General features: G+C 75.9%; 23 protein-coding genes. 18 read left to right on the top strand and 5 right to left on the bottom strand.

The features are described from left to right. The first annotated feature begins 36 nt into the window (after positions 1–36). A complete protein-coding gene (locus AC2TDM_RS09960) occupies positions 37–1356 on the top strand; it encodes a M20/M25/M40 family metallo-hydrolase (RefSeq protein ID WP_484634519.1) in 1320 nt (439 codons plus the stop codon). Positions 1357–1380: 24 nt separating this feature from the next. Here the strand turns inward: AC2TDM_RS09960 and AC2TDM_RS09955 are convergent, their stop codons facing one another. Continuing rightward, positions 1381–1725: a DUF5703 family protein gene (locus AC2TDM_RS09955; protein ID WP_308439506.1), complete on the bottom strand. Its 345-nt coding sequence runs from the start codon at positions 1723–1725 to the stop codon at positions 1381–1383. Between the two features lie 171 nt (positions 1726–1896). Here AC2TDM_RS09955 and AC2TDM_RS09950 point away from each other — a divergent pair, with 171 nt between their 5' ends. Then, positions 1897–2181, top strand: a complete 285-nt coding sequence (locus tag AC2TDM_RS09950; RefSeq protein WP_090033830.1) for a primosomal protein — start codon at positions 1897–1899, stop codon at positions 2179–2181. Positions 2182–2272: 91 nt separating this feature from the next. On the opposite strand, the gene AC2TDM_RS09945 is transcribed toward AC2TDM_RS09950, so the two are convergent. Beyond that, entirely contained in the window at positions 2273–3253 is a 981-nt protein-coding gene (locus tag AC2TDM_RS09945; protein WP_484634518.1) for an aldo/keto reductase, read from the bottom strand. Positions 3254–3368: 115 nt separating this feature from the next. On the opposite strand from AC2TDM_RS09945, the gene AC2TDM_RS09940 reads away from it, so the two are divergent. The 5 genes from AC2TDM_RS09940 to mshC all read left to right on the top strand — a co-directional run bounded on the left by AC2TDM_RS09940 (position 3369) and on the right by mshC (position 10262). Further along, complete coding sequence (locus AC2TDM_RS09940) at positions 3369–4256, top strand: undecaprenyl-diphosphate phosphatase (RefSeq protein ID WP_484634517.1); 888 nt, start codon at positions 3369–3371, stop codon at positions 4254–4256. Between the two features lie 209 nt (positions 4257–4465). After that, positions 4466–5860 carry an MFS transporter gene (locus AC2TDM_RS09935; RefSeq protein ID WP_484634516.1) on the top strand — a complete coding sequence of 465 codons (1395 nt, stop codon included), beginning with the start codon at positions 4466–4468 and terminating at the stop codon, positions 5858–5860. Beyond that, positions 5860–8547 (top strand): nitrite reductase large subunit NirB, encoded by a 2688-nt coding sequence (gene nirB / locus AC2TDM_RS09930; RefSeq protein ID WP_484634515.1) that lies wholly within the window; start codon positions 5860–5862, stop codon positions 8545–8547. Before AC2TDM_RS09935 ends, nirB begins: the two co-directional genes overlap by 1 nt. Continuing rightward, complete coding sequence (nirD, locus tag AC2TDM_RS09925; protein ID WP_484634514.1) at positions 8544–8945, top strand: nitrite reductase small subunit NirD; 402 nt, start codon at positions 8544–8546, stop codon at positions 8943–8945. Before nirB ends, nirD begins: the two co-directional genes overlap by 4 nt. Positions 8946–8954: 9 nt before the next feature. After that, complete coding sequence (mshC, locus tag AC2TDM_RS09920) at positions 8955–10262, top strand: cysteine--1-D-myo-inosityl 2-amino-2-deoxy-alpha-D-glucopyranoside ligase (protein ID WP_484634513.1); 1308 nt, start codon at positions 8955–8957, stop codon at positions 10260–10262. Between the two features lie 45 nt (positions 10263–10307). On the opposite strand, the gene AC2TDM_RS09915 is transcribed toward mshC, so the two are convergent. Beyond that, a complete protein-coding gene (locus AC2TDM_RS09915; protein ID WP_484636434.1) occupies positions 10308–11117 on the bottom strand; it encodes a PAC2 family protein in 810 nt (269 codons plus the stop codon). 166 nt (positions 11118–11283) lie between these two features. Here AC2TDM_RS09915 and AC2TDM_RS09910 point away from each other — a divergent pair, with 166 nt between their 5' ends. Then, a complete protein-coding gene (locus AC2TDM_RS09910; RefSeq protein ID WP_275407338.1) occupies positions 11284–11991 on the top strand; it encodes an HAD family hydrolase in 708 nt (235 codons plus the stop codon). Between the two features lie 21 nt (positions 11992–12012). Here AC2TDM_RS09910 and AC2TDM_RS09905 read toward each other — a convergent pair whose 3' ends face one another. Next, on the bottom strand, positions 12013–12897 hold the full coding sequence (locus tag AC2TDM_RS09905; RefSeq protein ID WP_239078787.1) for a RecB family exonuclease: 885 nt from the start codon (positions 12895–12897) through the stop codon (positions 12013–12015). A 194-nt stretch (positions 12898–13091) separates the two neighbouring features. Here AC2TDM_RS09905 and AC2TDM_RS09900 point away from each other — a divergent pair, with 194 nt between their 5' ends. From AC2TDM_RS09900 to hisF, 10 genes are all read left to right on the top strand, one after another. Next, on the top strand, positions 13092–14279 hold the full coding sequence (locus tag AC2TDM_RS09900) for a site-2 protease family protein (RefSeq protein ID WP_484634512.1): 1188 nt from the start codon (positions 13092–13094) through the stop codon (positions 14277–14279). An 11-nt stretch (positions 14280–14290) separates the two neighbouring features. Further along, on the top strand, positions 14291–15319 hold the full coding sequence (locus AC2TDM_RS09895; protein WP_484634511.1) for a tRNA (adenine-N1)-methyltransferase: 1029 nt from the start codon (positions 14291–14293) through the stop codon (positions 15317–15319). A gap of 246 nt (positions 15320–15565) precedes the next feature. Further along, positions 15566–17218 carry a proteasome ATPase gene (arc, locus tag AC2TDM_RS09890; RefSeq protein WP_239078789.1) on the top strand — a complete coding sequence of 551 codons (1653 nt, stop codon included), beginning with the start codon at positions 15566–15568 and terminating at the stop codon, positions 17216–17218. Between the two features lie 65 nt (positions 17219–17283). Continuing rightward, positions 17284–18906, top strand: a complete 1623-nt coding sequence (dop, locus tag AC2TDM_RS09885) for a depupylase/deamidase Dop (protein WP_484634510.1) — start codon at positions 17284–17286, stop codon at positions 18904–18906. Positions 18907–19054: 148 nt separating this feature from the next. Further along, on the top strand, positions 19055–19252 hold the full coding sequence (locus AC2TDM_RS09880; protein ID WP_484634509.1) for a ubiquitin-like protein Pup: 198 nt from the start codon (positions 19055–19057) through the stop codon (positions 19250–19252). A gap of 39 nt (positions 19253–19291) precedes the next feature. Then, positions 19292–20146: a proteasome subunit beta gene (prcB, locus tag AC2TDM_RS09875; RefSeq protein ID WP_090033710.1), complete on the top strand. Its 855-nt coding sequence runs from the start codon at positions 19292–19294 to the stop codon at positions 20144–20146. Beyond that, on the top strand, positions 20143–20859 hold the full coding sequence (gene prcA, locus AC2TDM_RS09870; RefSeq protein ID WP_090033709.1) for a proteasome subunit alpha: 717 nt from the start codon (positions 20143–20145) through the stop codon (positions 20857–20859). The genes prcB and prcA overlap by 4 nt, the downstream gene beginning before the upstream one ends. 134 nt (positions 20860–20993) lie before the next feature. Further along, a complete protein-coding gene (gene pafA / locus AC2TDM_RS09865) occupies positions 20994–22355 on the top strand; it encodes a Pup--protein ligase (protein ID WP_090033707.1) in 1362 nt (453 codons plus the stop codon). Next, the gene (locus AC2TDM_RS09860; protein ID WP_484634508.1) at positions 22352–23359 is read left to right on the top strand and encodes an FKBP-type peptidyl-prolyl cis-trans isomerase; all 1008 of its coding nucleotides are present in this window, start codon (positions 22352–22354) and stop codon (positions 23357–23359) included. The genes pafA and AC2TDM_RS09860 overlap by 4 nt, the downstream gene beginning before the upstream one ends. Next, positions 23356–24126 carry an imidazole glycerol phosphate synthase subunit HisF gene (gene hisF / locus AC2TDM_RS09855; RefSeq protein ID WP_484634507.1) on the top strand — a complete coding sequence of 257 codons (771 nt, stop codon included), beginning with the start codon at positions 23356–23358 and terminating at the stop codon, positions 24124–24126. Before AC2TDM_RS09860 ends, hisF begins: the two co-directional genes overlap by 4 nt. A gap of 97 nt (positions 24127–24223) precedes the next feature. Here hisF and AC2TDM_RS09850 read toward each other — a convergent pair whose 3' ends face one another. Further along, on the bottom strand, positions 24224–24982 hold the full coding sequence (locus tag AC2TDM_RS09850; RefSeq protein WP_139224455.1) for a TIGR03085 family metal-binding protein: 759 nt from the start codon (positions 24980–24982) through the stop codon (positions 24224–24226). Positions 24983–25230: the final 248 nt, after the last annotated feature.

Genomic DNA, 25230 nt, shown 5'->3' with positions numbered 1-25230 from the left:
GGGTGTCCGCGCAGGTGTCTGCATAGGGTGGGCCCCATGGCCGCACCGCACCCCACCGCCGCCGACGAGGTCCTCGGCATCTGCCGGGACCTCATCCGGTTCGACACGTCGAACTACGGCGACGGGTCCGGGCCCGGTGAGCGGGCGGCGGCCGAGCACGTCGCAGGCCTGCTCGACGAGGTCGGCATCACGCCTGAGGTCTTCGAGTCCGCGCCCGGCCGCACGAGCGTCGTCGCCCGCATCGCGGGGGAGGACCCGTCGCGGCCCGCCCTCGTCCTGCACGGGCACACCGACGTCGTGCCGGCGCGCGCCGAGGAGTGGACCGTCGACCCCTTCGCGGCGGAGGTCGCCGACGGCATGGTCTGGGGCCGCGGCGCCGTCGACATGAAGGACATGGACGCGATGATCCTGTCCGTCGTGCGGCAGATGGCCCGCGAGGGCCGCCGGCCCGCGCGCGACGTCGTCGTCGCCATGTTCGCCGACGAGGAGGCCGGCGGCGTCTGGGGCTCGCGCTGGACGGTCGAGCACCGGCCGGAGCTGTTCGAGGGGGCGACCGAGGCGGTCAGCGAGGTCGGCGGCTACTCCGTCGACGTGCAGGGGCGGCGCCTGTACCTCGTGCAGACCGCCGAGAAGGGCATCGCGTGGCTGCGGCTGCTCGCCGAGGGGCGCGCGGGGCACGGCAGCCAGGTCGCGCCGGACAACGCCGTGACGCACCTGGCCGAGGCGGTGGCCCGCATCGGCCGGTACGCGTGGCCGCTGCACCTCACGCCCACGGTCCGCACCCTGCTCGAGGGGGTGGCCGACCTCACCGGCCTGCCGTTCGACCCCGAGGACCCGACGACGATCGACGCGCTCGTCGCGGCGCTCGGGCCGGCCGCGCGCTTCGTCGGCGCCACGCTGCGGCACACGACCAACCCCACGCAGCTCGGCGCCGGGTACAAGGCGAACGTCATCCCGCGCACCGCGGAGGCCACCGTCGACGCCCGGTTCCTGCCCGGGCTCGAGGACGACTTCGACCGGACCATGAAGGACCTCGCCGGCGACCACGTGCAGGTCGAGGAGATCAACCGCGACGTCGCCCTCGAGGCGCCGGTGTCGGGCGACCTCATGGACGCCATGGTCGACGCGCTGCTGGCCGAGGACCCGGACGCCGCCGTGCTGCCGTACACGCTGTCGGCCGGCACCGACAACAAGGCCCTGTCCCGCCTCGGCATCGCCGGCTACGGGTTCGTGCCGCTGCTGCTGCCGCCGGAGCTGGACTTCCCGGGCATGTTCCACGGCGTCGACGAGCGCGTCCCCGTCGACTCGCTCGTCTTCGGCACGCGCGTGCTGGACCGGCTGCTGCGGACCTGCTGACCCGCCGCAGGCGGCGGCGTCCCCCTAGTGCTCCCCGAGCGTGCTGCGCACGCGGATGATGCGGCGGCGCAACCACACCTTGCGCAGCCCGCCCGCGAAGAGGCGGGTGCGTGCCAGCTCCCAGCGGCCGTACTCGGCCTGCTCGGACAGCAGCCGCGTGGCGTCGGAGCGGCTCGTGCTGCCAGGAAGGGTCAGCACGCGGTACTCGTAGGCCGCGCCCTGGTCCGCCCACGTGCTGCGCACCCGCGCGCCCCCCGCCGTCCCAGCGCCCGTCCCCGACCCGGTGCCTGATCCGGTGCTCGACCCGGTGCCCAGGAACGGGCGCCCGGGGACGACCCCGTCCGTGCCGTCGTCGTGCCGTCCGCGCATGCGCGCCCTCCGTCCCTCCGCGTCCCGGCAGATCCTGCCGTCGTCCGGTGACCGAACGCCACCGCTGGCCGGGCTGTTCCCGCCGGCGTCCCGCGGACCCCGTGCCGACGTCGGTCCCGAGGACCGTTCCCGCAGGTGCCGACCACGTGCCCCCGGCGCTACGGTCAGGGCATGACCGTCGACCCGCGCGCCGCCCTGGACCGCCTCATCGCCGCCCTCGAGGCGCACTACGCGGCCGTCGCCCAGCGCCAGGGGGAGGACGACCCGGCCGTCGACGACGCGTACGACGTGCTGGCGGACGCGTTCGAGGTCTACGACGACGCGCTCGGCACCGTCCACGGGGAGGCGACGCCGTTCTACCTCGCCGAGGACGACGAGGAGGGCGACGACCTCGACGACGAGGACGACCTCGAGGACGACGACCTCGACGAGGACGCCCCCGCGCCGGCGCGCTGACCCCGGGCGCCGCCCGCGCGCGGGACCGGGCTCACGGCCGGGCTCACGGCCAGGCTCACGGCCGGGCTCACGGCCGGGCTCAGCGTCGGGCTCAGGGCCCGGCGGTGGGGCCGAACCGCTCCGGGTAGCCGACGACCGGTGCCGTCACCTCGTCGAGGGCGGCGCGGATCTGCGGCGGGAGCACGACGTCGTCGGCCGCCAGGCACGCGCGGAGCTGCCCGGTGGTGCGCGGCCCGACGAGCGCCGCGGCGACGCCCGGCCGGTCCCGCACCCACGCCAGCGCGACGTCCAGCGGGGACACCTCGAGCCCGGCCGCCGCGGTCGCGCACGCCTCGACCACGGTCGCGGCGGCACGCGTGAGGTAGGGCTCGACGAACCCCGCCAGGTGGGTGGAGGCGGCGCGGGAGTCCGGCGGCACGGTGCGGCGGTACTTGCCGGTCAGCACCCCGCGGCCGAGCGCCGACCAGGCCAGCAGCCCCGCGCCCAGCGCCTGCGCCGCGGGCAGCACCTCCCGCTCGACGCCGCGCTGCAGGAGGTTGTACTCCGCCTGCACCGCGGCCAGGCCCGTGCCGTCGTCGAGCAGGCCCGCGGCCCGCGCGACCTGCCACCCGGGATGATTGGCGAGGCCGACGTACCGGGCCCGGCCGGTGCTCACGGCCAGCCGCAGGGTCGCCACCGTCTCCTCCAGCGGCGTGCGCGCGTCCGGCCCCTGCACCAGCCAGAGGTCGACGTGGTCGGTGCCCAGCCGGCGCAGCGACGCGTCCAGCGACGCGAGCATGGCCCCGCGCGAGGCGTCGACCACCCCGCCGCCCGCGGTCGACCGGACGCCCGCCTTCGTGCACAGCACGACGTCCTCGCGCGCCACGGCGCCGCGCAGCAGCTCGCCCAGCAGCTCCTCGGCACCGCCGTCCGCGTAGGAGGCCGCGGTGTCGACGAGGGTCCCGCCCGCGTCGAGGAAGGTGCGCAGCTGCTCCCCGGCGTCGTGCGGGTCGGTGTCGCGGCTCCAGGTCATCGTCCCGAGGCCGAGCCGGGACACCTGCAGCCCGGTCCGACCGAGGTGGCGCTGCTCCATGGCCGGTCACCCTACGCAACCGCCCGTGGGGCCAGGTGGTGTGAGGCAGCCCTCGTCACGGGGACCGGGGGCGCCGCGGCGGGGGCGGTTAGGGTCGGCGCTCGTGGAGAACGGCATGGGAGTCATCGAGGCGGCGGTCCTGGGTCTGGTCCAGGGGCTGACCGAGTTCCTGCCCATCTCCTCCAGCGCGCACCTGCGGATCGTCGGGGAGCTCATGGGCTCCGACCCGGGGGCGGCCTTCACGGCGATCATCCAGCTCGGCACCGAGCTCGCCGTGCTCCTCTACTTCCGCAAGGACATCGCCCGCATCGTCGCGGCGTGGTGGCGGGCGCTGACCGGTCGGCTGGGCACGGACCTGCGGTCCCGGCTCGGGGCTCCCCGGGGACGGGCGCAGGACCACGACGCGCTCATGGGCTGGTTCGTCATCCTCGGCTCGGTGCCCATCGTCGTGCTCGGGCTCGCCTTCCAGGAGCAGATCGAGGAGCCGTTCCGCAACCTCTGGCTCATCGCGGGGACGCTGGCGGTCTTCGCGCTCGTGCTCGGCTGGGCCGACCGCGTCGGCGCCAAGCGGCGCACGCTCGAGGAGCTGACGCCGAAGCACGCGCTGTACTTCGGCCTGGCGCAGGCGCTGGCGCTCGTGCCCGGCGTCTCCCGCTCGGGCGGCACCATCACCTTCGGGCTGCTCATGGGCTACACCCGCGAGGCCGCGGCCCGGTACTCCTTCCTGCTCGCGCTGCCGGCCGTGTTCGGCTCGGGGCTGTTCCAGCTCGTCAAGAGCGCGGGCGACCTGGGGACGGCGGGGACGCCCGGCGCGCTGCCGACCCTCGTCGCCACGGTCATCTCGTTCGTCGTCGGCTACGTGGTCATCATCGGCTTCCTCAAGCTCGTCTCCACCCGCAGCTACTGGCCGTTCGTCTGGTACCGGCTGGGCCTGGCGGCGCTCGTCGTCGTCCTGCTGCTGGTCGGCGTGCTGGAGCCGCTGTCGGGCGCCTCGGCCGCCTGACCCGGCCGCGCTCACACCGGCCCCGGGCCGGGTGAGAGACAACCGTTCCGACGAAGAAACGACGCGCACCTCGCGGTGTAACACCGCGCTCGTAGCGTCGGGGACGTCACAGGGCACCACCGCCCGCACCGCCTGACGGTGCGGAGGCACCGCCGGCACCGCCGGCCACGCACGCCCCGCTGCCCCCCGCACGCTCCCGAGGAGCCGACATGGCCGTCCCCACGCTCGAGGCGACACCCGCACCGCCCTCCCCGTCCGGCCGCCGGCGCGGCCGCTGGATCGACCACTGGGACCCCGAGGACCAGGGGTTCTGGGAGCGGACCGGTCGCGCCGTCGCCCGCCGCAACCTCGTCTGGTCCGTCCTGGCCGAGCACATCGGCTTCTCCGTCTGGCTGCTGTGGAGCATCGTCGTCGTCCAGATGACCGCCGACGCGACGACGGGCCTGTCCGCGGCGCCCGGCTGGGACCTGACCACGAGCCAGGCGCTGTGGCTCGTGGCCGTGCCGTCCGGCGTGGGCGCGCTGCTGCGCATCCCGTACACCTTCGCAGTGCCGGTCTTCGGCGGGCGCAACTGGACCGTCGTGTCCGCGCTGCTGCTCGTCATCCCGTGCCTGGGCCTGGCCTGGGCGGTGTCGAACCCCGGCATCCCCTTCGGGCTGCTGCTGGCCGTCGCGGCGACGGCGGGCCTCGGCGGCGGGAACTTCGCCTCGTCCATGGCGAACATCTCGTTCTTCTACCCCGAGCGGGAGAAGGGCTTCGCGCTCGGGCTCAACGCGGCGGGCGGCAACATCGGCGTCGCCGTCGTGCAGAAGGTCGTGCCCCTGGTGGTGGTCGCCGGCGGCGGGCTGGTGCTGGCACGGGCCGGGCTCATGTACGTGCCGCTGGCCGTGGCCGCCGCGGTGCTCGCGTTCCTCTTCATGGACAACCTCACCGAGGCCAAGGCGGACTGGCGCCCCGTCGTGGACTCCACGCGCCGCCTGCACACCTGGGTGCTGTCCTTCCTCTACATCGGCACCTTCGGCTCCTTCATCGGCTACTCCTCCGCGTTCCCGTCGCTGCTGAAGAGCGCCTTCGACCGCGCCGACATCGCGCTGGCCTGGGGCTTCCTCGGGGCGGGCATCGGCTCGGTCGCACGGCCGATCGGCGGCAAGCTGTCGGACCGGTACGGCGGCGCGCTCATCACGGCGCTGAGCTTCGGCCTCATGACGGTGGGCGGCGTGCTGGCCATCGTGGGCGTCCAGACCGCGCGGCTGCCCGTCTTCTTCGCGGCGTTCATGCTGCTGTTCGTCGCCACAGGCATCGGCAACGGCTCGACGTACCGCATGATCCCGGCGATCTTCCGCTCCCAGGCCCTGGCCCGCGGCGCGGGTCCCGACGAGCTCGTCGCCACGAAGCGGGAGGCCGCCGGCGCGCTGGGCATCATCTCCTCGGTCGGCGCGTTCGGCGGGTTCCTCGTCCCCATCTGCTACGCCTGGGCGAAGGCGAGCACCGGCTCGATCATGCCGGCGCTGCAGCTCTACGTCGGCGTCTTCGTCGTCATGCTCGTCGTCACGTGGGCCTTCTACCTGCGCAGGGGCGCCGCCGCCCGTGCGATCGGCGCCTGATGGGCGCCGACAGCACAGCCGCCCGGCACCTCGTCGTGGTCGGGGGCGGCATGGTCGCCCAGCGGCTCGTCGAGGCCCTGCTGGCCCGGCTCGACGAGGGGTCGGCCGGGACCGGCACGCCCGGCGCCGCCGGACCCGGCTGGCGCGTGACCGTCCTGGCCGAGGAGACCCGGGTCCCGTACGACCGCGTGGCGCTCACGTCCTTCTTCGCGGGCCGGACCCCCGACGAGCTCGTGCTCGGGGACCGTGCGCTGTGGGCCGACCGCCGTGTCGACCTGCGGCTCGGCGAGGCGGCGACGGGGATCGACCGGGCGGCGCGGACGGTCGTCACCTCCACGGGGGCGGCGTTCGCCTACGACGCCCTCGTCCTGGCGACGGGCTCGTCGGCGTTCGTGCCGCCGGTGCCCGGCACGGACCTGCCCGGCGTGTTCGTCTACCGCACGCTCGACGACGTCGAGGCGCTGCGGGCCTACGTGACGGACCTGGCCGCGCGGCGCGCGGCGGAGGGCCGGCCGGTCGTCGGCGCGGTCGTCGGCGGCGGGCTCCTCGGGCTCGAGGCCGCCGGGGCGCTCGCGGCCCTCGGCGCGACGAGCCACGTCGTCGAGTTCGCCCCCCGGCTCATGCCCCTGCAGGTCGACGAGGGCGGCGGCGAGGCGTTGCGCCGCCTCGTCGAGCGTCTCGGGGTCACCGTGCACACGGGCACGGCCACCGCGCGGCTGCACCCGGTGGCCGCGGACGCCCCCGACGCGGCGACCCGCGCCGCACACGTCGGGGCGATGGAGTTCGCGCCCCGGCCGGGCGAGGACCGGGGCGACGTCCTCGACGTCGACGTCGTCGTCGTGGCCGCCGGTGTGCGCCCGCGCGACGAGCTGGCGCGGGCGGCGGGCCTGCCCGTCGGGCCGCGCGGCGGGGTCGTGGTGGACGACGCGTGCCGGACCGACGACCCTGCCGTGTGGGCCGTCGGGGAGGTGGCGTGCCTGGAGGGCCGGTGCCTGGGGCTCGTCGCCCCCGGGTACTCGATGGCCGAGGTGGTCGTCGACCGGCTGCTCGGCGGCGGGGCCTCGTTCCCGGGAGCCGACCTGTCGACGAAGCTCAAGCTGCTCGGGGTCGACGTCGCGAGCTTCGGCGACGCGATGGGCGCTGCCCCGGGTGCGCTGGCGGTCGTCTACGCCGACCCGGTGGCCGGCGTCTACAAGAAGCTCGTGCTCTCCGACGACGCGCGCACCCTGCTCGGCGGCGTCCTCGTCGGCGACGCGTCCGCCTACGCCGGGCTGCGGCCGCTGCTCGGGACCGAGCTGGGCGGGGACCCGGCGGCCTGGCTGCTGCCCGAGGGCGCGGAGGGCGGCGCCGCGGCGCGGACCGCCCTGCCCGACGAGGCGACGGTCTGCTCCTGCAACAACGTCACCGCCGGCCGCGTCCGCGACGCCGTCCGCTGCGACGGGTGCACCGACGTGGGCGCCGTGAAGGCGTGCACGCGCGCCGGCACGAGCTGCGGGTCCTGCCTGCCGCTGGTCAAGCGGCTGGTCACGACCGAGCTCGAGGCCGCCGGCGTGGCCGTGTCGCGCGGGCTGTGCGAGCACTTCGCGCAGAGCCGGGCGCAGCTGTTCGACATCGTGCGCGTCACGGGCATCACGACGTTCACCGAGCTCGTCGAGCGGTACGGGTCCGGGCGCGGCTGCGACATCTGCCGGCCCGTGGTGGCCTCCCTCCTCGCGTCCCTCGTCGGCGGCCACGTGCTCGACGGCGAGGCCGCCGCGCTGCAGGACACGAACGATCACGTCATGGCCAACATGCAGAAGGACGGCACGTACTCCGTCGTGCCGCGCATCCCCGGCGGGGAGGTGACGCCCGCCGGGCTCGTCGCGATCGGGCAGGTGGCGGAGGACTTCGGGCTCTACACGAAGATCACCGGCGGCCAGCGCATCGACCTGTTCGGCGCGCGGATCGAGCAGCTGCCGGCGATCTGGGAGCGGCTCGTCGCCGCGGGGTTCGAGTCCGGCCACGCCTACGGCAAGTCCCTGCGGACCGTGAAGTCGTGCGTGGGCTCGACGTGGTGCCGGTTCGGCGTCCAGGACTCCGTGGCCATGGCCGTGCTGCTCGAGCTGCGGTACCGGGGCCTGCGCAGCCCGCACAAGCTCAAGCTCGGGGTGTCGGGCTGCGCCCGCGAGTGCGCCGAGGCCCGCGGCAAGGACGTCGGCGTCATCGCCACCGACAAGGGGTGGAACGTCTACGTCGGCGGCAACGGCGGCTTCACCCCGCGCCACGCGCAGCTCCTCGCGGAGGACCTGGACGACGAGGCGCTCGTGCGCACCATCGACCGGTTCCTCCTGTACTACGTCCGCACGGCCGACCGGCTGCAGCGCACGGCCCCGTGGCTCGAGGAGGTCGAGGGCGGGCTCGCGCACGTCCGCGCGGTCGTCCTCGAGGACTCCCTGGGCATCGCGGCCGAGCTCGACGCGCAGATGGCGCGGCACGTCGAGGGCTACACGGACGAGTGGGCGGCCACGCTCGCCGACCCCGAGCGGCTGCGGCGGTTCGCGTCGTTCGTCAACGCCCCAGACGCCGCCGACCCCGACCTGGCCTACGTCCCGGAGCGGGGCCAGCGCCGCCCCGCGACCCCGGCCGAGCGCGCCGCCGGCGGCGCGGTGCTCGTCGCCGGCCCGACCCTCGAGGTGATGACGCGATGACGACGACCCTGCCCGCCCCCGCGCCTCCCGCCGGGTCGTCCGCGCCCGAGGACGCGGCGGCCTCCACCGCCGACGTCACCTGGGTCCGGGTGTGCCGGCTGGCGGACCTCGTGCCCGAGCGCGGCGCGGCGGCGCTCGTCGACGGGCACCAGGTGGCCCTGTTCCGCCTCGTCGACGACGAGGTGCTGGCCGTCGACCACCGGGACCCCGTCTCGGGCGCCAACGTGGTGGCGCGCGGGCTGGTCGGGACGCGGGGCGGCCGGGCGACCGTGGCGGGGCCGCTGTACAAGCAGGTCTTCGACCTGCGCACGGGGGAGTGCCTCGACGACCCCGGCGTGCGGCTCGGGACGTACCCGGTCCGGGTGGAGGGCGACGAGGTGCTCGTGGGACGCCGGTAGGCTCGACCGGTGCTCACCTGGCCGGCCCCGCAGATCCCTGCGCTCCCGGGCCGGGGGGACCCCGTGCGGCTGCGCGACTCCGCGACGGGGACGGTAGTGCCGGCCGACGGCCCGACGGCGTCCCTCTACGTCTGCGGGATCACGCCCTACGACGCGACGCACCTCGGCCACGCGGCCACCTACGTCGCCTTCGACGTGCTCGTCCGCGCCTGGCGGGACGCCGGCCTGGCCGTGCGGTACGCCTCCAACGTGACCGACGTGGACGACCCGCTGCTGGAGCGCGCCGCCGCCACCGGGCGCGACTGGCGCGAGCTGGCCGCCGAGCAGGTGGCGCTGTACGGGCAGGACATGGCCGCGCTCGGCGTCGTGCCGCCGGACGTGTGGACCGGCGCGGTGGAGTCCGTGCCCGCGGTCGTCGTTGCCGTGGAGGCGCTGCTCGCCGCCGGGGCCGCGTACCGCGTGCCGTCGCCGGACGCCCTCGACGACGACCCGGCGCGCGGCGACGTGTACGCCGACCTCGCCGTCGACCCCGCATTCGGCGCGCTGGCCGGGCCCGGCACCCCCGCCGGGCTGGACGCGGCGGGCATGCGCGCGGTGTTCGCCGAGCGCGGGGGCGACCCGGACCGGCCGGGCAAGCGGTCCCCGCTCGACCCGCTGCTGTGGCGGCGGGAGCGCGCCGGGGAGCCGGCGTGGGACGGCGGGGTGCTGGGTCGCGGCCGGCCCGGGTGGCACATCGAGTGCGCCGTCATCGCCCGGGACGGGCTGGGCCTGCCGTTCGACGTGCAGGGCGGCGGCAGCGACCTCGTCTTCCCGCACCACGAGATGAGCTCGTCCCACGCCCGGGTGCTCGACGACGGCGCCTCGGCGCGCACGCACCTGCACACGGGCATGGTGGGGCTGCACGGCGAGAAGATGAGCAAGTCCAAGGGCAACCTCGTCCTCGTCTCCGTCCTGCGCGCGCGGGGCGTCGACCCCATGGCCGTCCGGCTGGCGATCCTCGCCCACCGGTACCGGGACGACTGGGAGTGGACCGACGAGGTGCTCGCGACGGCGCAGGAGCGGCTCGCGCGCTGGCGCGACGCGCTCGGCGGGAACGGCGGCGCGGAGGCGTCGGGCACGCTCGCCGCGGTGCGGGCGGCGGTCGCCGACGACCTCGACACCCCGACGGCGCTCGCGGCCGTCGACGCGTGGGCGGAGCGCACGTCGGCCGGTAGCGCGACCGACGGGACCGGCGGCACCGGCGGCACCGGCTGGGACGAGGGCGCGCCCGGGCTCGTGGCGCGCACGATCGACGCCCTGCTCGGCGTCCGCCTCTGACGGCCCCCGGCTCGGGCGCGTAGCGGGAGCCGTCGCCGCCCCGCGTCAGCCGTTGGTGCCGCGGTCCCGCCGGCGCAGGTAGCGCTCGAACTCCTGCGCGATCGCCTCGCCGGACGCCTCGGGCAGCTCCGCGGTGTCCTTGGCCTCCTCGAGCTGGCGCACGTAGTCGCCGATCTCGCTGTCCTCGCCCGCGAGCTCGTCGACCCCGTGCTGCCACGCGACCGCGTCCTCGACCAGCTCGCCCAGGGGCACCGTCGCCCCGATGACCTGCTCGATCTTGTGCAGGATCGCCAGCGTCGCCTTCGGCGACGGCGGGTGGGCGACGTAGTGCGGCACCGCGGCCCACAGCGACAGCGCGCGCCGGCCCTGCGCCCGCGCCTCGTGCTGCAGCACGCCGACGATCCCGGTCGGACCCTCGTAGGTGTTGGCCCCGAGGCCGAGCGCGTCGCGCAGGTCCGGGTCGTCCGTCGTCGCCGACACCGGGATGGGGCGGGTGTGCGGCACGTCCGCCAGCAGGGCCCCGACCGTCACCACGGAGCCCACGTGCAGGTTCGTCGCGATGTCGAGCAGCTCGGCGCAGTAGCGGCGCCACCGCATCGACGGCTCGATCCCGTGCACGAGGACGACCTGGCGCCCGCCGGGCAGCGTCGCGACGGACACCTTCGTCGTGGGCCACGTCAGCCGGCGCTCGCCGTCCGGACCCGGGCCGACGGTGGGGCGGTTCACCTGGAAGTCGTGGTACTCCTCCGGGTCGAGCTCGTCGACCTGCTCCGCGCCCCACGCGTCCGCGAGGTGCTCCAGCGCGAGCGACGCGGCGCTGCCCGCGTCGTTCCAGCCCTCGAAGGCCGCCAGCATCACGGTGTCGTCGGACGACAGGGTCCCGCCCTCGGCGGGCACGTGCTCGGTCACCCGCCCAGCCTAGGCGGCGGGTGCCCCGGTAGGCTGACGGTGCCCCGACGGCGTGGCCGCCCCGCGCGGGCCTCCCGCTCCGAGGGTCGCCCCCACCGTCCCGAGGAGCCCCGTGCACCCCACGCCCGTCACGCCTGCCGAGCTGCCCGCCGTCCTGCCCGCCGCCGTCCTGTTCGACATGGACGGGACGCTCATCGACAGCGAGCCGTTCTGGATCGCGGCGGAGACCGACCTCGTCACCGCGCACGGCGGCACGTGGTCGCACGCCGACGGCATGGCGCTGGTCGGCCGGCCGATGCGGTACTCCGCCGGCGTCCTGCAGGCCCGCGGGGTCGACCTCGGGGTCGAGGAGATCGTCGCCGAGCTCAACGCGCGCATGGCCGCCGCCGTCGCGGCGCGCACGCCGTGGCAGCCCGGCGCGCTGGAGCTGGTCCGCGCGGTCCGCGCCGCGGGCGTGCCCACGGCGCTCGTGACGTCGTCCTTCCGCACGCTCGCCGATCCGTTCGCCGCGGCCACCGGCCTGTTCGACGTGGTCGTCGCCGGGGACGACGTCGAGCACCCCAAGCCGGACCCCGAGCCCTACCTGCGCGGCGCCGACCTGCTGGGCGTGGACGTCACCGCGTGCGTCGCGCTCGAGGACTCGCCGTCGGGCATCGCGTCCGCGCTCGCCTCCGGGGCCCGCACCCTGGCGGTGGAGGCGGTCGTTCCCGTGCAGGAGCAGCCCGGGCTCAGCGTGGTGCGCTCGCTCGTGGACGTCGACCTCGCCGTCCTCGCGCGCGTCGCGGCGGGCGAGGTGCTGCGCCGGGCCGACGCGGCCTGACGGGCGCTGCCCCCCCCGCCGTCAGGCTGCGGGGGCCGCGTCGAGCGGCCGGACCCCCGTGGCGTGCTCGACCGCGTCGGGGTCCGGCGGCACGACGGTCCCGCCGAAGGACGGGCACCGGTCCCGGAAGGAGCACCAGTCGCACAGGCGCGAGGGCCGCGCCTCCCACCGGCCCGTGCGGGCGGCCTCCTGCACCGCGGCCCACACCGCGCGCACGCGCTGCTCGAGGACGAGCAGCTCGGCCTCCGTGGGCTCGTGCCGCACGACCGTGCCGTCGCCGAGGTACTCGAGCTGCAGGAGCTTGGGCACGACGCCCCGGGTCCGCCACAGCACCAGCGCGTAGAAGCGCATCTGGAACAGGGCGGACGCCTCGAACCCGGGCGAGGGCGAGCGGCCGGTCTTGTAGTCCACGACCCGCACCCAGCCGTTCGGCGCCACGTCGACGCGGTCGACGATGCCGCGCAGCTGGGGCCCGTCCTCGAGGTCGTGCAGCACGGCGAGCTCCCGCTCCGAGGGCTCCAGCCGCGTCGGGTCCTCGAGGCGGAAGTAGGTGTCGAGCAGCGCCTCGGCGGAGCGCAGCCACGCGGACAGCGCCGCGGGGTCGTCGAACAGGGCGGTGCAGCGCGGGTCCTCGAGCAGGAGCTGCTCCCAGCGGCCCGCCACCATCGCCCGCGCGGCGGCCGGCGTGCGCTCCGCCGCCGGCAGGTCGAACAGGTCCTCGAGCACGGCGTGCACGAGGGTGCCGCGGGCCGCGGCCGGGCTGGCCGGCTCCGGCAGCCGGTCCACCGAGCGGTAGCGGAACAGCAGCGGGCACCGCTGGAAGTCACCGGCCCGGGAGGGGGAGAGCCCCGGCCGCCGCGCGGGTCCCGCGTCGAGGTCGGGGCGGACGGGTGCGTCGATGGTCACGCGTCGAGGGTAGGTGGCCCCACCGACACGCCCCGGCAGGACACCCGCGCAGGACACCGCGCAGCACACCCGACAGCACACCCCGTGCCACGCCTGGCACCCGGCTGGCATCCGGCTGGCACCCGGCTGGCACCGGGCTGGGAACGCCCGGGCACCGCGCCGCGCCCGGACCCCGCGCCACCTACCCTGACCCGGTGAGCGACCCGGTCAGCGCGCCCCCGCCCCCCTCCGCCGCCCGGCCCGTGGCGGCCCCGGGGCGGACGGGCACGCGCAGCCCGGGCTGGGTCCTGGGGCGCGTCGCCGGTGCGCCCGTCGTCCTCGCGCCGAGCTCGGTCGTGGCCGCGCTCGTGCTCGCGGTGGTGTTCCTGCCGGTCGTCGGGAGCCAGTTCCCGGGGCTCGGGGTGGGTGCCTACGGCATCGCGCTGGTGTTCACGGTGCTGCTGTTCGCCTCCGTGCTCGTGCACGAGCTGGCGCACGGCTTCGTCGCGCGGTCGCGCGGGCAGCAGCCGCACGAGTTCGTGCTGACGCTGTGGGGCGGGCACACGTCCTTCGGGGGGGCGTCGCCGACGCCGCTGACCAGCGCGCTCGTGGCCGTCGCCGGGCCGGCCGCGAACCTCGTGCTCGCGGGGGTCGGGTTCGCGGGCGCCTCGCTCGTGGCACCGGGCGGCGTGGCGGACCTGCTCCTGTGGGGGCTCGGCGTCGCCAACGCCTTCGTCGCCCTGTTCAACCTGCTGCCCGGGCTCCCGCTCGACGGGGGACGGGTGGTCGAGGCGGCGGTGTGGGGCGCGGTCCACGACCGGTCGACGGGTACGCGCGTGGCGGCGTGGGCGGGCGTCGTGCTCGCCGTCGGCGTGCCCGTGTGGGTGCTCGGCGGGCCGCTGCTGCGCGGCGAGCGGCCGAGCCTGCTCGGTGCCGTGTGGTCCTGCCTGCTCGGCGCCCACCTGTTCCAGGGCGCCCGCGACGCGCTCGCGGCCGACCGGTGGGAGCGCCGCCGCGACGCCCTGCGGCTCGAGGCGGTCGTGCGGCCGGCGGTCACGGTGCCCGCCGGCGCCAGCGTGGCGCACGCGGTGGGCACGGCGGCCGCCGCGGGGGCGGGGGAGATCGTCGTGCTCGACCAGGCGGGACGGCCCGTCGGTCGGGTCCGCCGGCCCGACGCCCTCGCCGTGCCCCCGGCCGCCGCGGCGACCACCCCGGTGTCGGCGGTCACCGCCGCGCTGCCGGCCGGCGCCGCGGTCGACGGCCGGCTCGCGGGGCCCGCCCTCATGCGGGCGCTCGTGGCGGCCTGCGAGCACTCCGACGTGGCCGTGGCCGTGGTGGACGGCCGCGTCGTCGGGCTCGTCAGCGCCGTCGACGTCGTCGCCCACCTGAGGGCGCGCACCTAGACTGGCCCGTCGTGACCACACCCCCCGCCCCCTCCGGCCCGACGGGCGCCCACCTGCGCCGCGGGGTCTTCCGCCTCGGGGAGCGGGTCCAGCTCACGGACGCGCGGGGGCGGCTGAGCACGATCACCCTCACCGAGGACGGCGCCTTCCACACCCACCGGGGCTACCTGCGGCACGACCTGCTCGTCGGCGCGCCGGAGGGCACGGTCGTGCAGAACACGTCGGGCGTGGAGTACCTCGCGCTGCGGCCGCTGCTGGCCGACCACGTGCTGTCCATGCCGCGCGGGGCCGCGGTGGTCTACCCCAAGGACGCCGGGCAGGTCGTCGCCATGGCGGACATCTACCCCGGGGCGCGCGTGCTCGAGGCGGGCGTCGGTTCCGGCGCGCTGACCATGTCCCTGCTGCGGGCCGTGGGCGACGAGGGTGCCGTGCACAGCGTCGAGCGCCGCGAGGACTTCGCGGCCATCGCGCGCGGGAACGTCGAGGGCTTCTTCGGCGGTCCGCACCCGGCGTGGACGCTGTCGGTCGGGGACCTCGCGGACGTGGCCCCGACGGCGCACGGCCGCGGGGAGGTCGACCGCGTCGTGCTCGACATGCTTGCGCCGTGGGAGAACATCGACGCGGTGGCCGGTGTGCTCGCGCCGGGCGGCGTGCTCATCGCCTACGTCGCGACGACCACGCAGCTGTCCCGCACCGCCGAGGACCTGCGCAGCGACGGCCGGTTCACCGAGCCGGAGGCCTGGGAGTCGATGGTGCGGGGCTGGCACCTCGAGGGGCTCGCCGTGCGGCCGCAGCACCGGATGGTCGGGCACACGGGCTTCCTGCTGACCACCCGCCGCCTGGCCGACGGGGTCGAGGCGCCGCTGCGCAAGCGGCGCCCGGCGAAGGGCTCCTACCCGGTGGCGCCCGACGGCCGCCCGGGCGACGACGGCGGGGAGGACGAGCTGTGGACCGCCGAGGGCCTCGGCGAGCGGCTGCCGTCCGACAAGCACGTGCGGCGCGCGCGACGCGCCGTCGGGCAGCCGCCGGCCGACGCCTGACGGTCCGCCCCCCGGTCCTCGTCGCGAGCAGCCGCACCGCCTGCGCCCGTCCTGGCCGTCGGGGCGTGGTGGCGGTCACGCGCCGCGTTGCGGCGGTGTGACGGGCCGGGCACCCGTGTGTCGGTCCGGTGACGACGCGGCTGCACGGCTCGTCGTCGGACCGCGGGCCGCACTAGGGTCGGCGGGGCCGGGTCCTCGGACCAGTCCGCGGGGGCCGGCGCGCCACGACGGACGGAGGCCGACGCGATGACGGACGCGATGACGGGCATGGACGACCGGGGCGGTGCCGAGACGGCCCGCCAGCTGGCGGTGCTCGCCGCGAAGAACGAGCGCCTGACGGAGGCGCTCCTGGCGGCGCGCGAGCAGATCGTCGAGCTCAAGCGGCAGGTGGACGACCTGGCCAAGCCCCCGGGGACGTACGCCACCTTCCTCGGCGCTCGCGCCGACGGCAGCGTGGACATCGTCTCGGCGGGCCGCAAGATGCACGTGGGCGCCAGCCCGACGCTCGAGGTCGGCGCCCTGCGGCCCGGCCAGGAGGTCATGCTCAACGAGGCGCTCACCGTCGTCGAGGCGGGCGGGTACGAGAAGGTCGGCGAGCTCGTCACCGTCAAGGAGCTGCTGGGGGACGGGCGGGCGCTCGTCGTCGGGCGGGGCGACGAGGAGCGGGTCGTGCGGTTCGCCGGCCAGGTGGCCGACGCCCGCGTGCGCGTCGGCGACGCGCTGACGGTCGACTCCCGCTCCGGGTTCGTGTTCGAGGTGATCCCCAAGGCCGAGGTCGAGGAGCTCGTCCTCGAGGAGGTCCCGGACATCGAGTACGAGGACATCGGCGGCCTCGGCCCGCAGATCGAGGCCATCCGCGACGCGGTGGAGCTGCCCTTCCTGCACCCCGAGCTGTTCCGCGAGCACGGCCTCAAGCCGCCGAAGGGCGTGCTGCTCTACGGCCCGCCCGGCTGCGGCAAGACGCTCATCGCGAAGGCCGTGGCGCACTCGCTGGCGCAGACGGCGGCCCGGCTGCGCGGCGAGGAGGGCGTCACCGACACCCGCAGCTACTTCCTCAACGTCAAGGGCCCCGAGCTGCTCAACAAGTACGTGGGGGAGACCGAGCGGCACATCCGGCTCATCTTCGCCCGCGCCCGGGAGAAGGCGTCGCAGGGCAACCCCGTCGTCGTCTTCTTCGACGAGATGGAGTCCCTCTTCCGCACCCGCGGGACGGGCGTCTCCTCGGACGTCGAGACGACGATCGTGCCGCAGCTCCTGGCGGAGATCGACGGCGTCGAGCGGCTCGAGAACGTCATCGTGATCGGCGCCTCCAACCGCGAGGACATGATCGACCCCGCGATCCTGCGTCCCGGCCGCCTCGACGTGAAGATCAAGATCGAGCGGCCCGACGCCGAGGGCGCCCGCGAGGTGTTCGCGAAGTACCTCACGCCGGACCTGCCCGTCCACGCCGACGACCTGGCCGAGCACGGGGGCGACGCGCGCGCCACGGTCGAGGGGATGATCGGCCGCGTCGTGGAGCGCATGTACTCCGAGAGCGACGAGAACCGGTTCCTCGAGGTCACGTACGCCAGCGGCGACAAGGAGGTCCTGTACTTCAAGGACTTCAACTCCGGCGCGATGATCCAGAACATCGTCGACCGCGCGAAGAAGACGGCCATCAAGGACCTCCTGGCCACGGGTCAGCGCGGCATCCGGGTGGACCACCTGCTCGCGGCCGTCGTCGACGAGTTCAAGGAGAACGAGGACCTGCCCAACACGACGAACCCCGACGACTGGGCGCGCATCTCCGGCAAGAAGGGCGAGCGGATCGTGTTCATCCGCACGATCGTCCAGGGCAAGAAGGGCCAGGAGGGCGCGCGCACCATCGAGACGGTGACGAGCACGGGGCAGTACCTGTAGGGACGCCCCGGGGGGCGGGCCGTCGGCGCGACGGCCCGCCCCCGTGCCGCGCCTAGGCTGACGCCGTGACGGTGCAGCGGGTGATGGGGATCGAGACCGAGTACGGGGTGCTGCAGCCGGGCAACCCGATGGCGAACCCGATGCTGATGTCGAGCCACGTGGTGGCGGTGCACGCCTCGGCGCGGGAGGGCGCGCGGACCCGGGCGCGGTGGGACTACGACGACGAGGACCCGCTGCACGACGCGCGCGGCTTCCGCCTGGAGCGGGCCTCCGCGCACCCGTCCCTGCTCACGGACGACCCGTCGCGCCCGGCGCCGGCGGGCCCGTCCGGCGACGGGCTGCAGGACCTGCCGCGCTCTGTGGTGGAGGAGTACGACGACCCCGGCGCCGCCAACGTCATCCTCACCAACGGGGCGCGGCTGTACGTCGACCACGCGCACCCGGAGTACTCCTCGCCCGAGGTGCTCAGCCCGCGCGAGGCCGTCCGGTACGACCGGGCGGGCGAGCAGGTCATGCTCGCGTCGGTGCGGGCGCTCGCGGCCAACCCGGCGCTGCCGGACGTGACGCTGTACAAGAACAACGTCGACGGCAAGGGCGCCACGTACGGCATGCACGAGAACTACCTGGTCGAGCGTGCGGTGCCCTTCGCGTCGCTGGCCGCACGCCTCATCCCGTTCCTGGCCACGCGGCAGGTCTACACGGGCGCCGGGCGCGTGGGCCTGGGCCAGCACGGGGAGCGCGCGGGGTACCAGCTCTCCCAGCGCGCGGACTACGTCGAGGCCGAGATCGGGCTGGAGACGACCCTGCGTCGGCCCATCGTCAACACCCGCGACGAGCCGCACGCCGACCCGGACCGGTGGCGCCGGCTGCACGTCATCGTCGGGGACGCGACGATGCTGGAGGCCGCCACGTACGTCCGGCTCGGCACGACCTCGCTCGTGCTGTGGCTGCTCGAGCAGGACACCGCCGGGGAGCACGGCCCGCTGGCCGAGGCGCTCGACGCGCTCGCGCTGCGCGACCCGGTGACGGCGGTGCACACCGTGTCGCACGACCTCACGCTGACGGCCCGGCTGCCGCTGGTGGACGGCCGGTCGCTCACCGCGCTGGAGGTGCAGCGCGCCTACCTCGACGCGGTGCGCGCGGGCCTGGCGGCCGTCACCGGCAGACCGGACGGCGCCGACGACGAGACGGCCGACGTCCTGCGACGGTGGGCCTCGCTCCTCGACCGGCTGGGCACCGACCCCGCGTCGTGCGCGCGGGAGGTCGAGTGGCTGGCCAAGCTGCGGCTGCTGGAGGGCATGCGCCGGCGGGACCACCTCGGGTGGGACCACCCCCGGCTCGCGGCCGTCGACCTGCAGTGGTCGGACCTGCGGCCGGAGCGCGGGCTGTACCACCGCCTCGTCGGGGCGGGCGCGGTGGAGCTGCTCCTGGCGCCGGACGACGTGGCGGCCGCGGTCCGGCGGCCGCCCGAGGCGACGCGGGCCTACTTCCGGGGCGAGGCGGTCGCCCGCTACGGCGCGCACATCAGCGCGGCGAGCTGGGACTCGATCGTCTTCGACGTGCCCGGGGCCGCGACGCTGCAGCGGGTGCCCATGCGTGACCCGCTGCGCGGCACGCGGGCGCACGTGGGGGACCTGCTCGACGCCAGCCCCGACGCCCGCACGCTGCTGGAGGCCCTCGGCCGGTGACGTCCCGCCGCGGGCCGGGCGTCCCGACCGGCGCGGAGGTCACCTGTGGGCGGCCTGGCGACCGCGTCACACCCGCGGGCCGCGGCCGGGCGCGCGTCCCTCGCGGGCATAGGGTGGAGCAGGTCAACGACCCACCCGGGAGGTCACCATGGCAGGTCAGGAGTACGCCCAGTCCCGCCGGGACGACGAGGAGCCGGACGACGGCGCCGGCGTCCCCGTGCCGGCGGCCCCGTCCGCGCAGGACCGCGACGCCGAGGTCGACGCGCTGCTGGAGGAGATCGACGACGTCCTGGAGACCAACGCGGAGCAGTTCGTCCGCGGGTTCGTCCAGAAGGGCGGCCAGTGACGGCCGCCCGCCGTCGCTGAGCACGACAGGGAGGTCAGCATGGTCGACGGTCGCCTGCCCCAGGCGTACACCACCGCCGGGTCGGCGTCGTTCCTGGAGTTCCTGCAGGGGCACGCGCCGGACCTGGTCCCGGGCCGCCTGAGCGCGGCGGCGGGCGCGGCGGGCACGCCGCTGGCGCCGCACGGCACGACGATCGTGGCGCTGACCTTCGAGGGCGGCGCTGTCCTCGCCGGCGACCGGCGGGCGACCATGGGCAACGTCATCGCCAGCCGGGAGATCGAGAAGGTCTTCCCGGCCGACGAGTACTCGGCGGTGGGCATCGCCGGCACGGCGGGCCTGGCGGTCGAGCTCGTGCGGCTCTTCCAGCTCGAGCTGGAGCACTACGAGAAGATCGAGGGCAGCCTGCTCTCGCTCGACGGCAAGGCGAACCGGCTGTCGACGATGATCCGCGGCAACCTCGGGCTGGCCATGCAGGGACTGGCCGTCGTGCCGCTGTTCGCCGGGTACGACCTCGACCGGCGGCACGGGCGCATCTTCTCCTTCGACGTCACCGGTGGGCGGTACGAGGAGCACGACCACCACAGCGTCGGGTCCGGCTCGCTGTTCGCGCGCGGCTCCCTGAAGAAGCGGTGGCGCCCGGGGCTCGACGCCGCCGGTGCGGTGCGCGTCGCGGTGGAGGCGCTGCTCGACGCGTCCGACGACGACTCGGCGACGGGCGGGCCGGACACGCTGCGCGACGTCTACCCGGTCGTCGCGACCGTGACGCAGGCCGGGTACCTGCGCGTGCCGGACGCGGAGCTGGCCGGGCACGTGGCCGCGCTGCTCGACGAGCGCCGTGCGCTGCACCGGCAGGCGCACCCCGCCCCCAGCACGGACCCGGAGGCCGCCCGATGAGCATGCCGTTCTACGTCTCGCCCGAGCAGCTCATGAAGGACCGGGCGGACTACGCGCGCAAGGGCATCGCGCGCGGTCGCTCGGTGGTGGTGCTGCAGTACGACGAGGGGATCGCCTTCGCGACGGAGAACCCGTCGCGGGCCCTGCACAAGGTCTCGGAGATCTACGACCGCATCGCCTTCGCGGCGGTCGGCAAGTACAACGAGTTCGAGAACCTGCGGGTGGCGGGCGTGCGCTACGCGGACCTGCGCGGCTACTCCTACGCCCGGCAGGACGTCACGGCGCGCGGCCTGGCCAACGCGTACGCGCAGACGCTCGGCACCGTGTTCACGACGGAGTCCAAGCCGCTGGAGGTGGAGATCGTCGTCGCCGAGGTCGGCGCCACCGCGGCCGACGACCAGGTGTACCGGCTCTCCTACGACGGCTCCGTGGCCGACGAGCACGGGTACGTCGTCATGGGCGGCCAGGCCGAGCGCCTGAACGGGATCCTCCAGGCGGGGTGGCGGCCGGGGCTGACGCTGGCGGAGGTGCTGGCGCTCGCGCTGCGGGCGCTGGGTGCGCCGGCGGAGGAGGGCGGTGAGCCGCGGACCCTGGCGGCGGCGCAGCTCGAGGTCGCGGTGCTCGACCGGACGCGGCCGCGGCGCACCTTCCGGCGGCTGGCCGGCGGGCTGCTGGAGGAGCTGCTGGCGGCGCCCGTGGGCGGACCGGCGTAGGTCCGCCGGCGTCGCCGTGCCCCCGACGGGGTGCGACGATGCGCACGGCACGGTGCGTGCACGGTGCCGTGCATGGTCCAGCAGCGGCAGGACCGGGACCTGGACCGGCACGACGAGGCAGCGGGAGGAGCAGCGTGGACCGACGCATCTTCGGGCTCGAGACGGAGTACGGGGTCACGTGCGCGGCCCAGGACGGACGCGGCCTGTCCGCGGACGAGGTGGCGCGCTACCTGTTCCGCAAGGTCGTCGCGTGGGGCCGCTCGTCGAACGTGTTCCTGCGCAACGGGTCGCGGCTCTACCTCGACGTCGGGTCGCACCCCGAGTACGCGACGGCCGAGTGCGACGACGTGCGCCAGCTCGTCACGCACGACCGTGCGGGCGAGCGGATCCTCGAGGGCCTCGTCGCGGACGCCCAGCAGCGGCTGGAGCACGAGGGGCTGCCCGGCCGCATCCACCTGTTCAAGAACAACACCGACTCGGCGGGCAACTCCTACGGCTGCCACGAGAACTACCTCGTGCGCCGCCAGGGGGACTTCTCGCGCCTGTCGGACGTGCTCGTGCCGTTCCTCATCACGCGGCAGGTGCTCACGGGCGCCGGCAAGGTCGTCGTGACGCCGCGCGGCGCCACCTTCTGCCTGTCGCAGCGCGCCGACCACATCTGGGAGGCGGTCTCGTCGGCCACCACCCGGTCGCGCCCCATCATCAACACGCGCGACGAGCCGCACGCCGACGCGGAGCAGTACCGCCGGCTGCACGTCATCGTCGGCGACTCGTCGATGGCCGAGCCGACGACGATGCTCAAGGTCGGCGCGACCGACCTCGTGTTGCGCATGGTCGAGGCGGGCCTGCAGCTCCGGGACCTGTCGCTCGAGAACCCGATCCGCGCCATCCGCGAGATCAGCCACGACGTGACGGGCCGTGCGCCGGTGACGCTGGCCAACGGGCACACGGTGACGGCGGTGGACGTGCAGGCGGAGTACCTGCAGCGGGCCACCGACTTCGCGGCCACGGAGATGGACGTCACCCCCACGGTCAAGGCGGTGCTCGACCTGTGGGAGCGGGGGCTGCGGGCGCTGCGCGAGGACGACCTGTCGCTCGTCGACCGCGAGCTGGACTGGGTCATCAAGTACAACCTCGTCGAGCGGTACCGCGCCAAGCACGGGCTGGACCTCGGCGACGTGCGCGTGCAGCGGCTGGACCTGGCCTACCACGACATCTCGCGCACCGAGGGGCTGTACAACCTCATGGCGGCCAAGGGGCTCGTCGACCGGGTGACGAGCGACCTCGAGGTGTTCGAGGCGACGAGCGTGCCGCCGCAGACCACGCGGGCGCGGCTGCGCGGGGAGTTCGTGCGCGCGGCGCAGGAGGCGCGCCGCGACTACACGGTGGACTGGGTGCACCTCAAGCTCAACGACCAGGCCCAGCGGACGGTGCTGTGCAAGGACCCCTTCCGCAGCGTCGACGACCGCGTGGACCGGCTGATCGAGTCGATGTGAGCCGGCGGGTGCGGGCGGTCGCGGGGCTCGCGGCCGCGCTGCTCGCCGTCGGGTCGCTGGCGGCGTGCACGGCCGACGAGGAGCCCGTGCCGGACCCCGAGGTGACGGTCCAAGGGCTGCCCGGGGAGCGGCCGACGCTCGTGTACGACACGCCCCTCGTCGTGCCGCGGACGCTGCGGGAGACGGTGTGGCCGGGGTCCGGGGACCCGGTGGCGACCGGTGACACCGTGCTGCTCGACTACCTCCTGCAGGACGCGCGCACCGGCGCGGTACTGGCGGACACGTGGTCGGGCACCCCCGAGGTGCGCACGGTCTCGCCGGAGGAGCTCGGCGCCGACCTCGCGCGGACGCTGACCGGTGCCGCGCCAGGAGCGCGGCTGCTGCAGGTCGGGGCGGGGACCGTCGGCGCGACGGCGGCCGCGGGGGGTGGTGACCCGGCGGCGACGCCCGGGGCGACCTCCGCGGCGACGGGGGCCGCGGGACCGTCGGGGCCGACGGTGACGGTCATCGACGTGCTGCCGCTGCGGGCACAGGGGACCGCGGTGGAGGCCAGGGCCGGCCTGCCGACCGTGACGCTCGACGAGGCGGGCCGCCCGACGCTCGTCCCCGTGGCCGACCCGCCGCCGGCGGACCTCGTCGCCCAGCCGCTGCTGCGGGGCGCGGGACCCCAGGTGGCCGCCGACGACGTCGTGACCGTGCAGTACGCGGGCTTCGCCTGGAACGGCGAGGGGTTCGACACGACGTGGGAGACGCGCGAGCCGGTGTCGTTCGCGCTGGCCGACGTGCCGTCCTGGCAGGCGGGCCTCACCGAGCAGACCGTCGGGAGTCAGGTCCTCCTGGTCGTGCCGCCCTCGTATCCTCTCGGGGTGACGACGGAGGGGGCCCGCCTGGCGGGTCAGACGGTGGTGTTCGTGGTGGACGTCCTGGCCGCACGGCCGGTCGGCGGGCTGCCGGCCGCGCAGGCGGCGCCGACGGCGGGGGCGACGGCGGGGGCGACGTCGTGACGCTGGCGCTGCGGGTCATCCCGTGCCTGGACGTCGACGCCGGGCGGGTCGTCAAAGGGGTCAACTTCACGCAGCTGCGCGACGCCGGCGACCCGGTCGAGCTGGCCCGGCGGTACGACCTTGAGGGCGCCGACGAGGTGACCTTCCTCGACGTGTCGGCCTCGTCGTCGGACCGCGAGACGACCTACGACGTCGTGCGGCGCACGGCGGAGGAGGTCTTCGTCCCGCTGACCGTGGGCGGCGGCGTGCGGTCCACGGCGGACGTGGACCGCCTGCTCCGGGCCGGGGCCGACAAGGTCGGGGTGAACACCGCGGCGATCGCCCGGCCCGCGCTCGTCGCCGAGATCGCCGAGCGGTTCGGGTCGCAGGTGCTCGTGCTGTCCGTCGACGCCCGGCGCGTCGTCGACGGCCCGCCCACGCCGTCCGGGTTCGAGGTCACGACGCACGGTGGTCGGCGGGGCACTGGCATCGATGCCGTCGAGTGGGCCGAGCGCGCCGCCGGTCTGGGTGCCGGGGAGATCCTGCTCAACTCCATGGACGCGGACGGCACGACCGCCGGGTTCGACCTCGAGATGCTGCGCGCCGTGCGCGCGCGCGTCGGGGTCCCGCTCATCGCGAGCGGAGGGGCCGGGACGCCGGAGCACTTCGTCGAGGCGGCGCGGGCCGGGGCCGACGCCGTGCTCGCCGCGAGCGTGTTCCACTTCGGCACCATGACCGTCGGGGACGTGAAGGCGGCGCTGGCCGCGGCGGGGGTCGTCGTGCGTTGACGGCGGCCGGGCTCGTCGCCCCCCGGCAAGCCGGTGGTATCGCGTCGGCCGTGACGGCCGGATGCGCGGAGGAGTGCCGGGTGGTCGCGGGCGTCGATCAGGGTGCGCCGAGGGACGTGGCGACGTCGCGGGCGTCGGCGGGGTCGCCGGTGACCGTCACGTCGGCCACGCGGCCGCGGCCGGAGAGCCAGAGCTGCAGCTCGACGACGCCGCCCCGGACCACGACCGTGCCGCGGCCGGGGGCAGGTCGGCGCAGGGCTGCGCGACGGCCGTCGGGCAGGACCACGACGACGCCCGGACCGGGCCGGCGGAAGGCGAGGCGGCCGGTGGTGCGCACGCCGCGCCAGAGCGCGTCGCCGAGCCCGGCGTCGGCCAGGGTGCCGGGACCGCCGTCGGGACCGCCGTCGGGGGAGGCCTCGGCGGCCCAGGCGGCGAGGCGGGCGTCGCGGTCGGCGTCGTCCCTGACGGGGCCGCCGTCGGAGGCGGTCGGGTCGTCGGCGCCGGCTCCGCGGCGCACGTCCTCGGCGTGGACGACGTGCTCCACGACGTCGACGACGCGGCCGGCCCAGGAGAACGGCGAGAGCCGGGCCGGGGGCGCGGCGACCTGCGCCACGAGGGCCGCGTAGGCCACGGGGTCCGCGGACCGGTCGGCGAGGGCGTCGACGGCGGCGGCGGTGCGCCCGGCGAGCGCCGGCACGACGACGCCGGCGGCCACGAGGGGCGCGTGCTCGCGCAGGTGCAGGTGGGCGGCCAGGTGCCGCGCCTGCCACCCGGTGCACACCGTCGGGTCGGTGGGCGCGGCGGCGGCGAGCAGGGCGGCGAGGCGGGCGCGCGTGCGCAGGTGCAGGGCGGTCACGCGGGCACTCTGCCAGGGCGGCTCGGCCGGTGCCCTGAGGACCGGCGCGGAGGACCCGGCGAGGACGCCGCCGAAGGCCCCGCTGAGGACCGCGCCGAGGACCGCGCCGAGGCCTCGTCCGAGGCCCCCGTCGGAGGCCCCCGTCGAGGATCCGTCGGCAGGACCGTGTCGGACGCGCGTGCGAGGATCGACGCCACCCCCCGGTACCACCTGGAGCCGCACGTGCCACCGACGCCCGACCGGCGTTC

The sequence above is a fragment of the Cellulomonas sp. plas2 genome (genome assembly GCF_057221735.1).
Note: the sequence above shows the minus strand (reverse complement) of the source record. Positions and strands in the feature narration are given on the sequence as shown.

Bases quoted from the DNA above. Each gene is read 5' to 3' on its own strand.
- AC2TDM_RS09960 (WP_484634519.1), top strand. From the start codon at position 37: ATGGCCGCACCGCACCCCACCGCCGCCGACGAGGTCCTCGGCATCTGC.
- AC2TDM_RS09955 (WP_308439506.1), bottom strand. From the start codon at position 1,725: ATGCGCGGACGGCACGACGACGGCACGGACGGGGTCGTCCCCGGGCGC.
- AC2TDM_RS09950 (WP_090033830.1), top strand. From the start codon at position 1,897: ATGACCGTCGACCCGCGCGCCGCCCTGGACCGCCTCATCGCCGCCCTC.
- AC2TDM_RS09945 (WP_484634518.1), bottom strand. From the start codon at position 3,253: ATGGAGCAGCGCCACCTCGGTCGGACCGGGCTGCAGGTGTCCCGGCTC.
- AC2TDM_RS09940 (WP_484634517.1), top strand. From the start codon at position 3,369: ATGGGAGTCATCGAGGCGGCGGTCCTGGGTCTGGTCCAGGGGCTGACC.
- AC2TDM_RS09935 (WP_484634516.1), top strand. From the start codon at position 4,466: ATGGCCGTCCCCACGCTCGAGGCGACACCCGCACCGCCCTCCCCGTCC.
- nirB (WP_484634515.1), top strand. From the start codon at position 5,860: ATGGGCGCCGACAGCACAGCCGCCCGGCACCTCGTCGTGGTCGGGGGC.
- nirD (WP_484634514.1), top strand. From the start codon at position 8,544: ATGACGACGACCCTGCCCGCCCCCGCGCCTCCCGCCGGGTCGTCCGCG.
- AC2TDM_RS09915 (WP_484636434.1), bottom strand. From the start codon at position 11,117: ATGCTGGCGGCCTTCGAGGGCTGGAACGACGCGGGCAGCGCCGCGTCG.
- arc (WP_239078789.1), top strand. From the start codon at position 15,566: ATGACGGACGCGATGACGGGCATGGACGACCGGGGCGGTGCCGAGACG.
- AC2TDM_RS09880 (WP_484634509.1), top strand. From the start codon at position 19,055: ATGGCAGGTCAGGAGTACGCCCAGTCCCGCCGGGACGACGAGGAGCCG.
- prcB (WP_090033710.1), top strand. From the start codon at position 19,292: ATGGTCGACGGTCGCCTGCCCCAGGCGTACACCACCGCCGGGTCGGCG.
- prcA (WP_090033709.1), top strand. From the start codon at position 20,143: ATGAGCATGCCGTTCTACGTCTCGCCCGAGCAGCTCATGAAGGACCGG.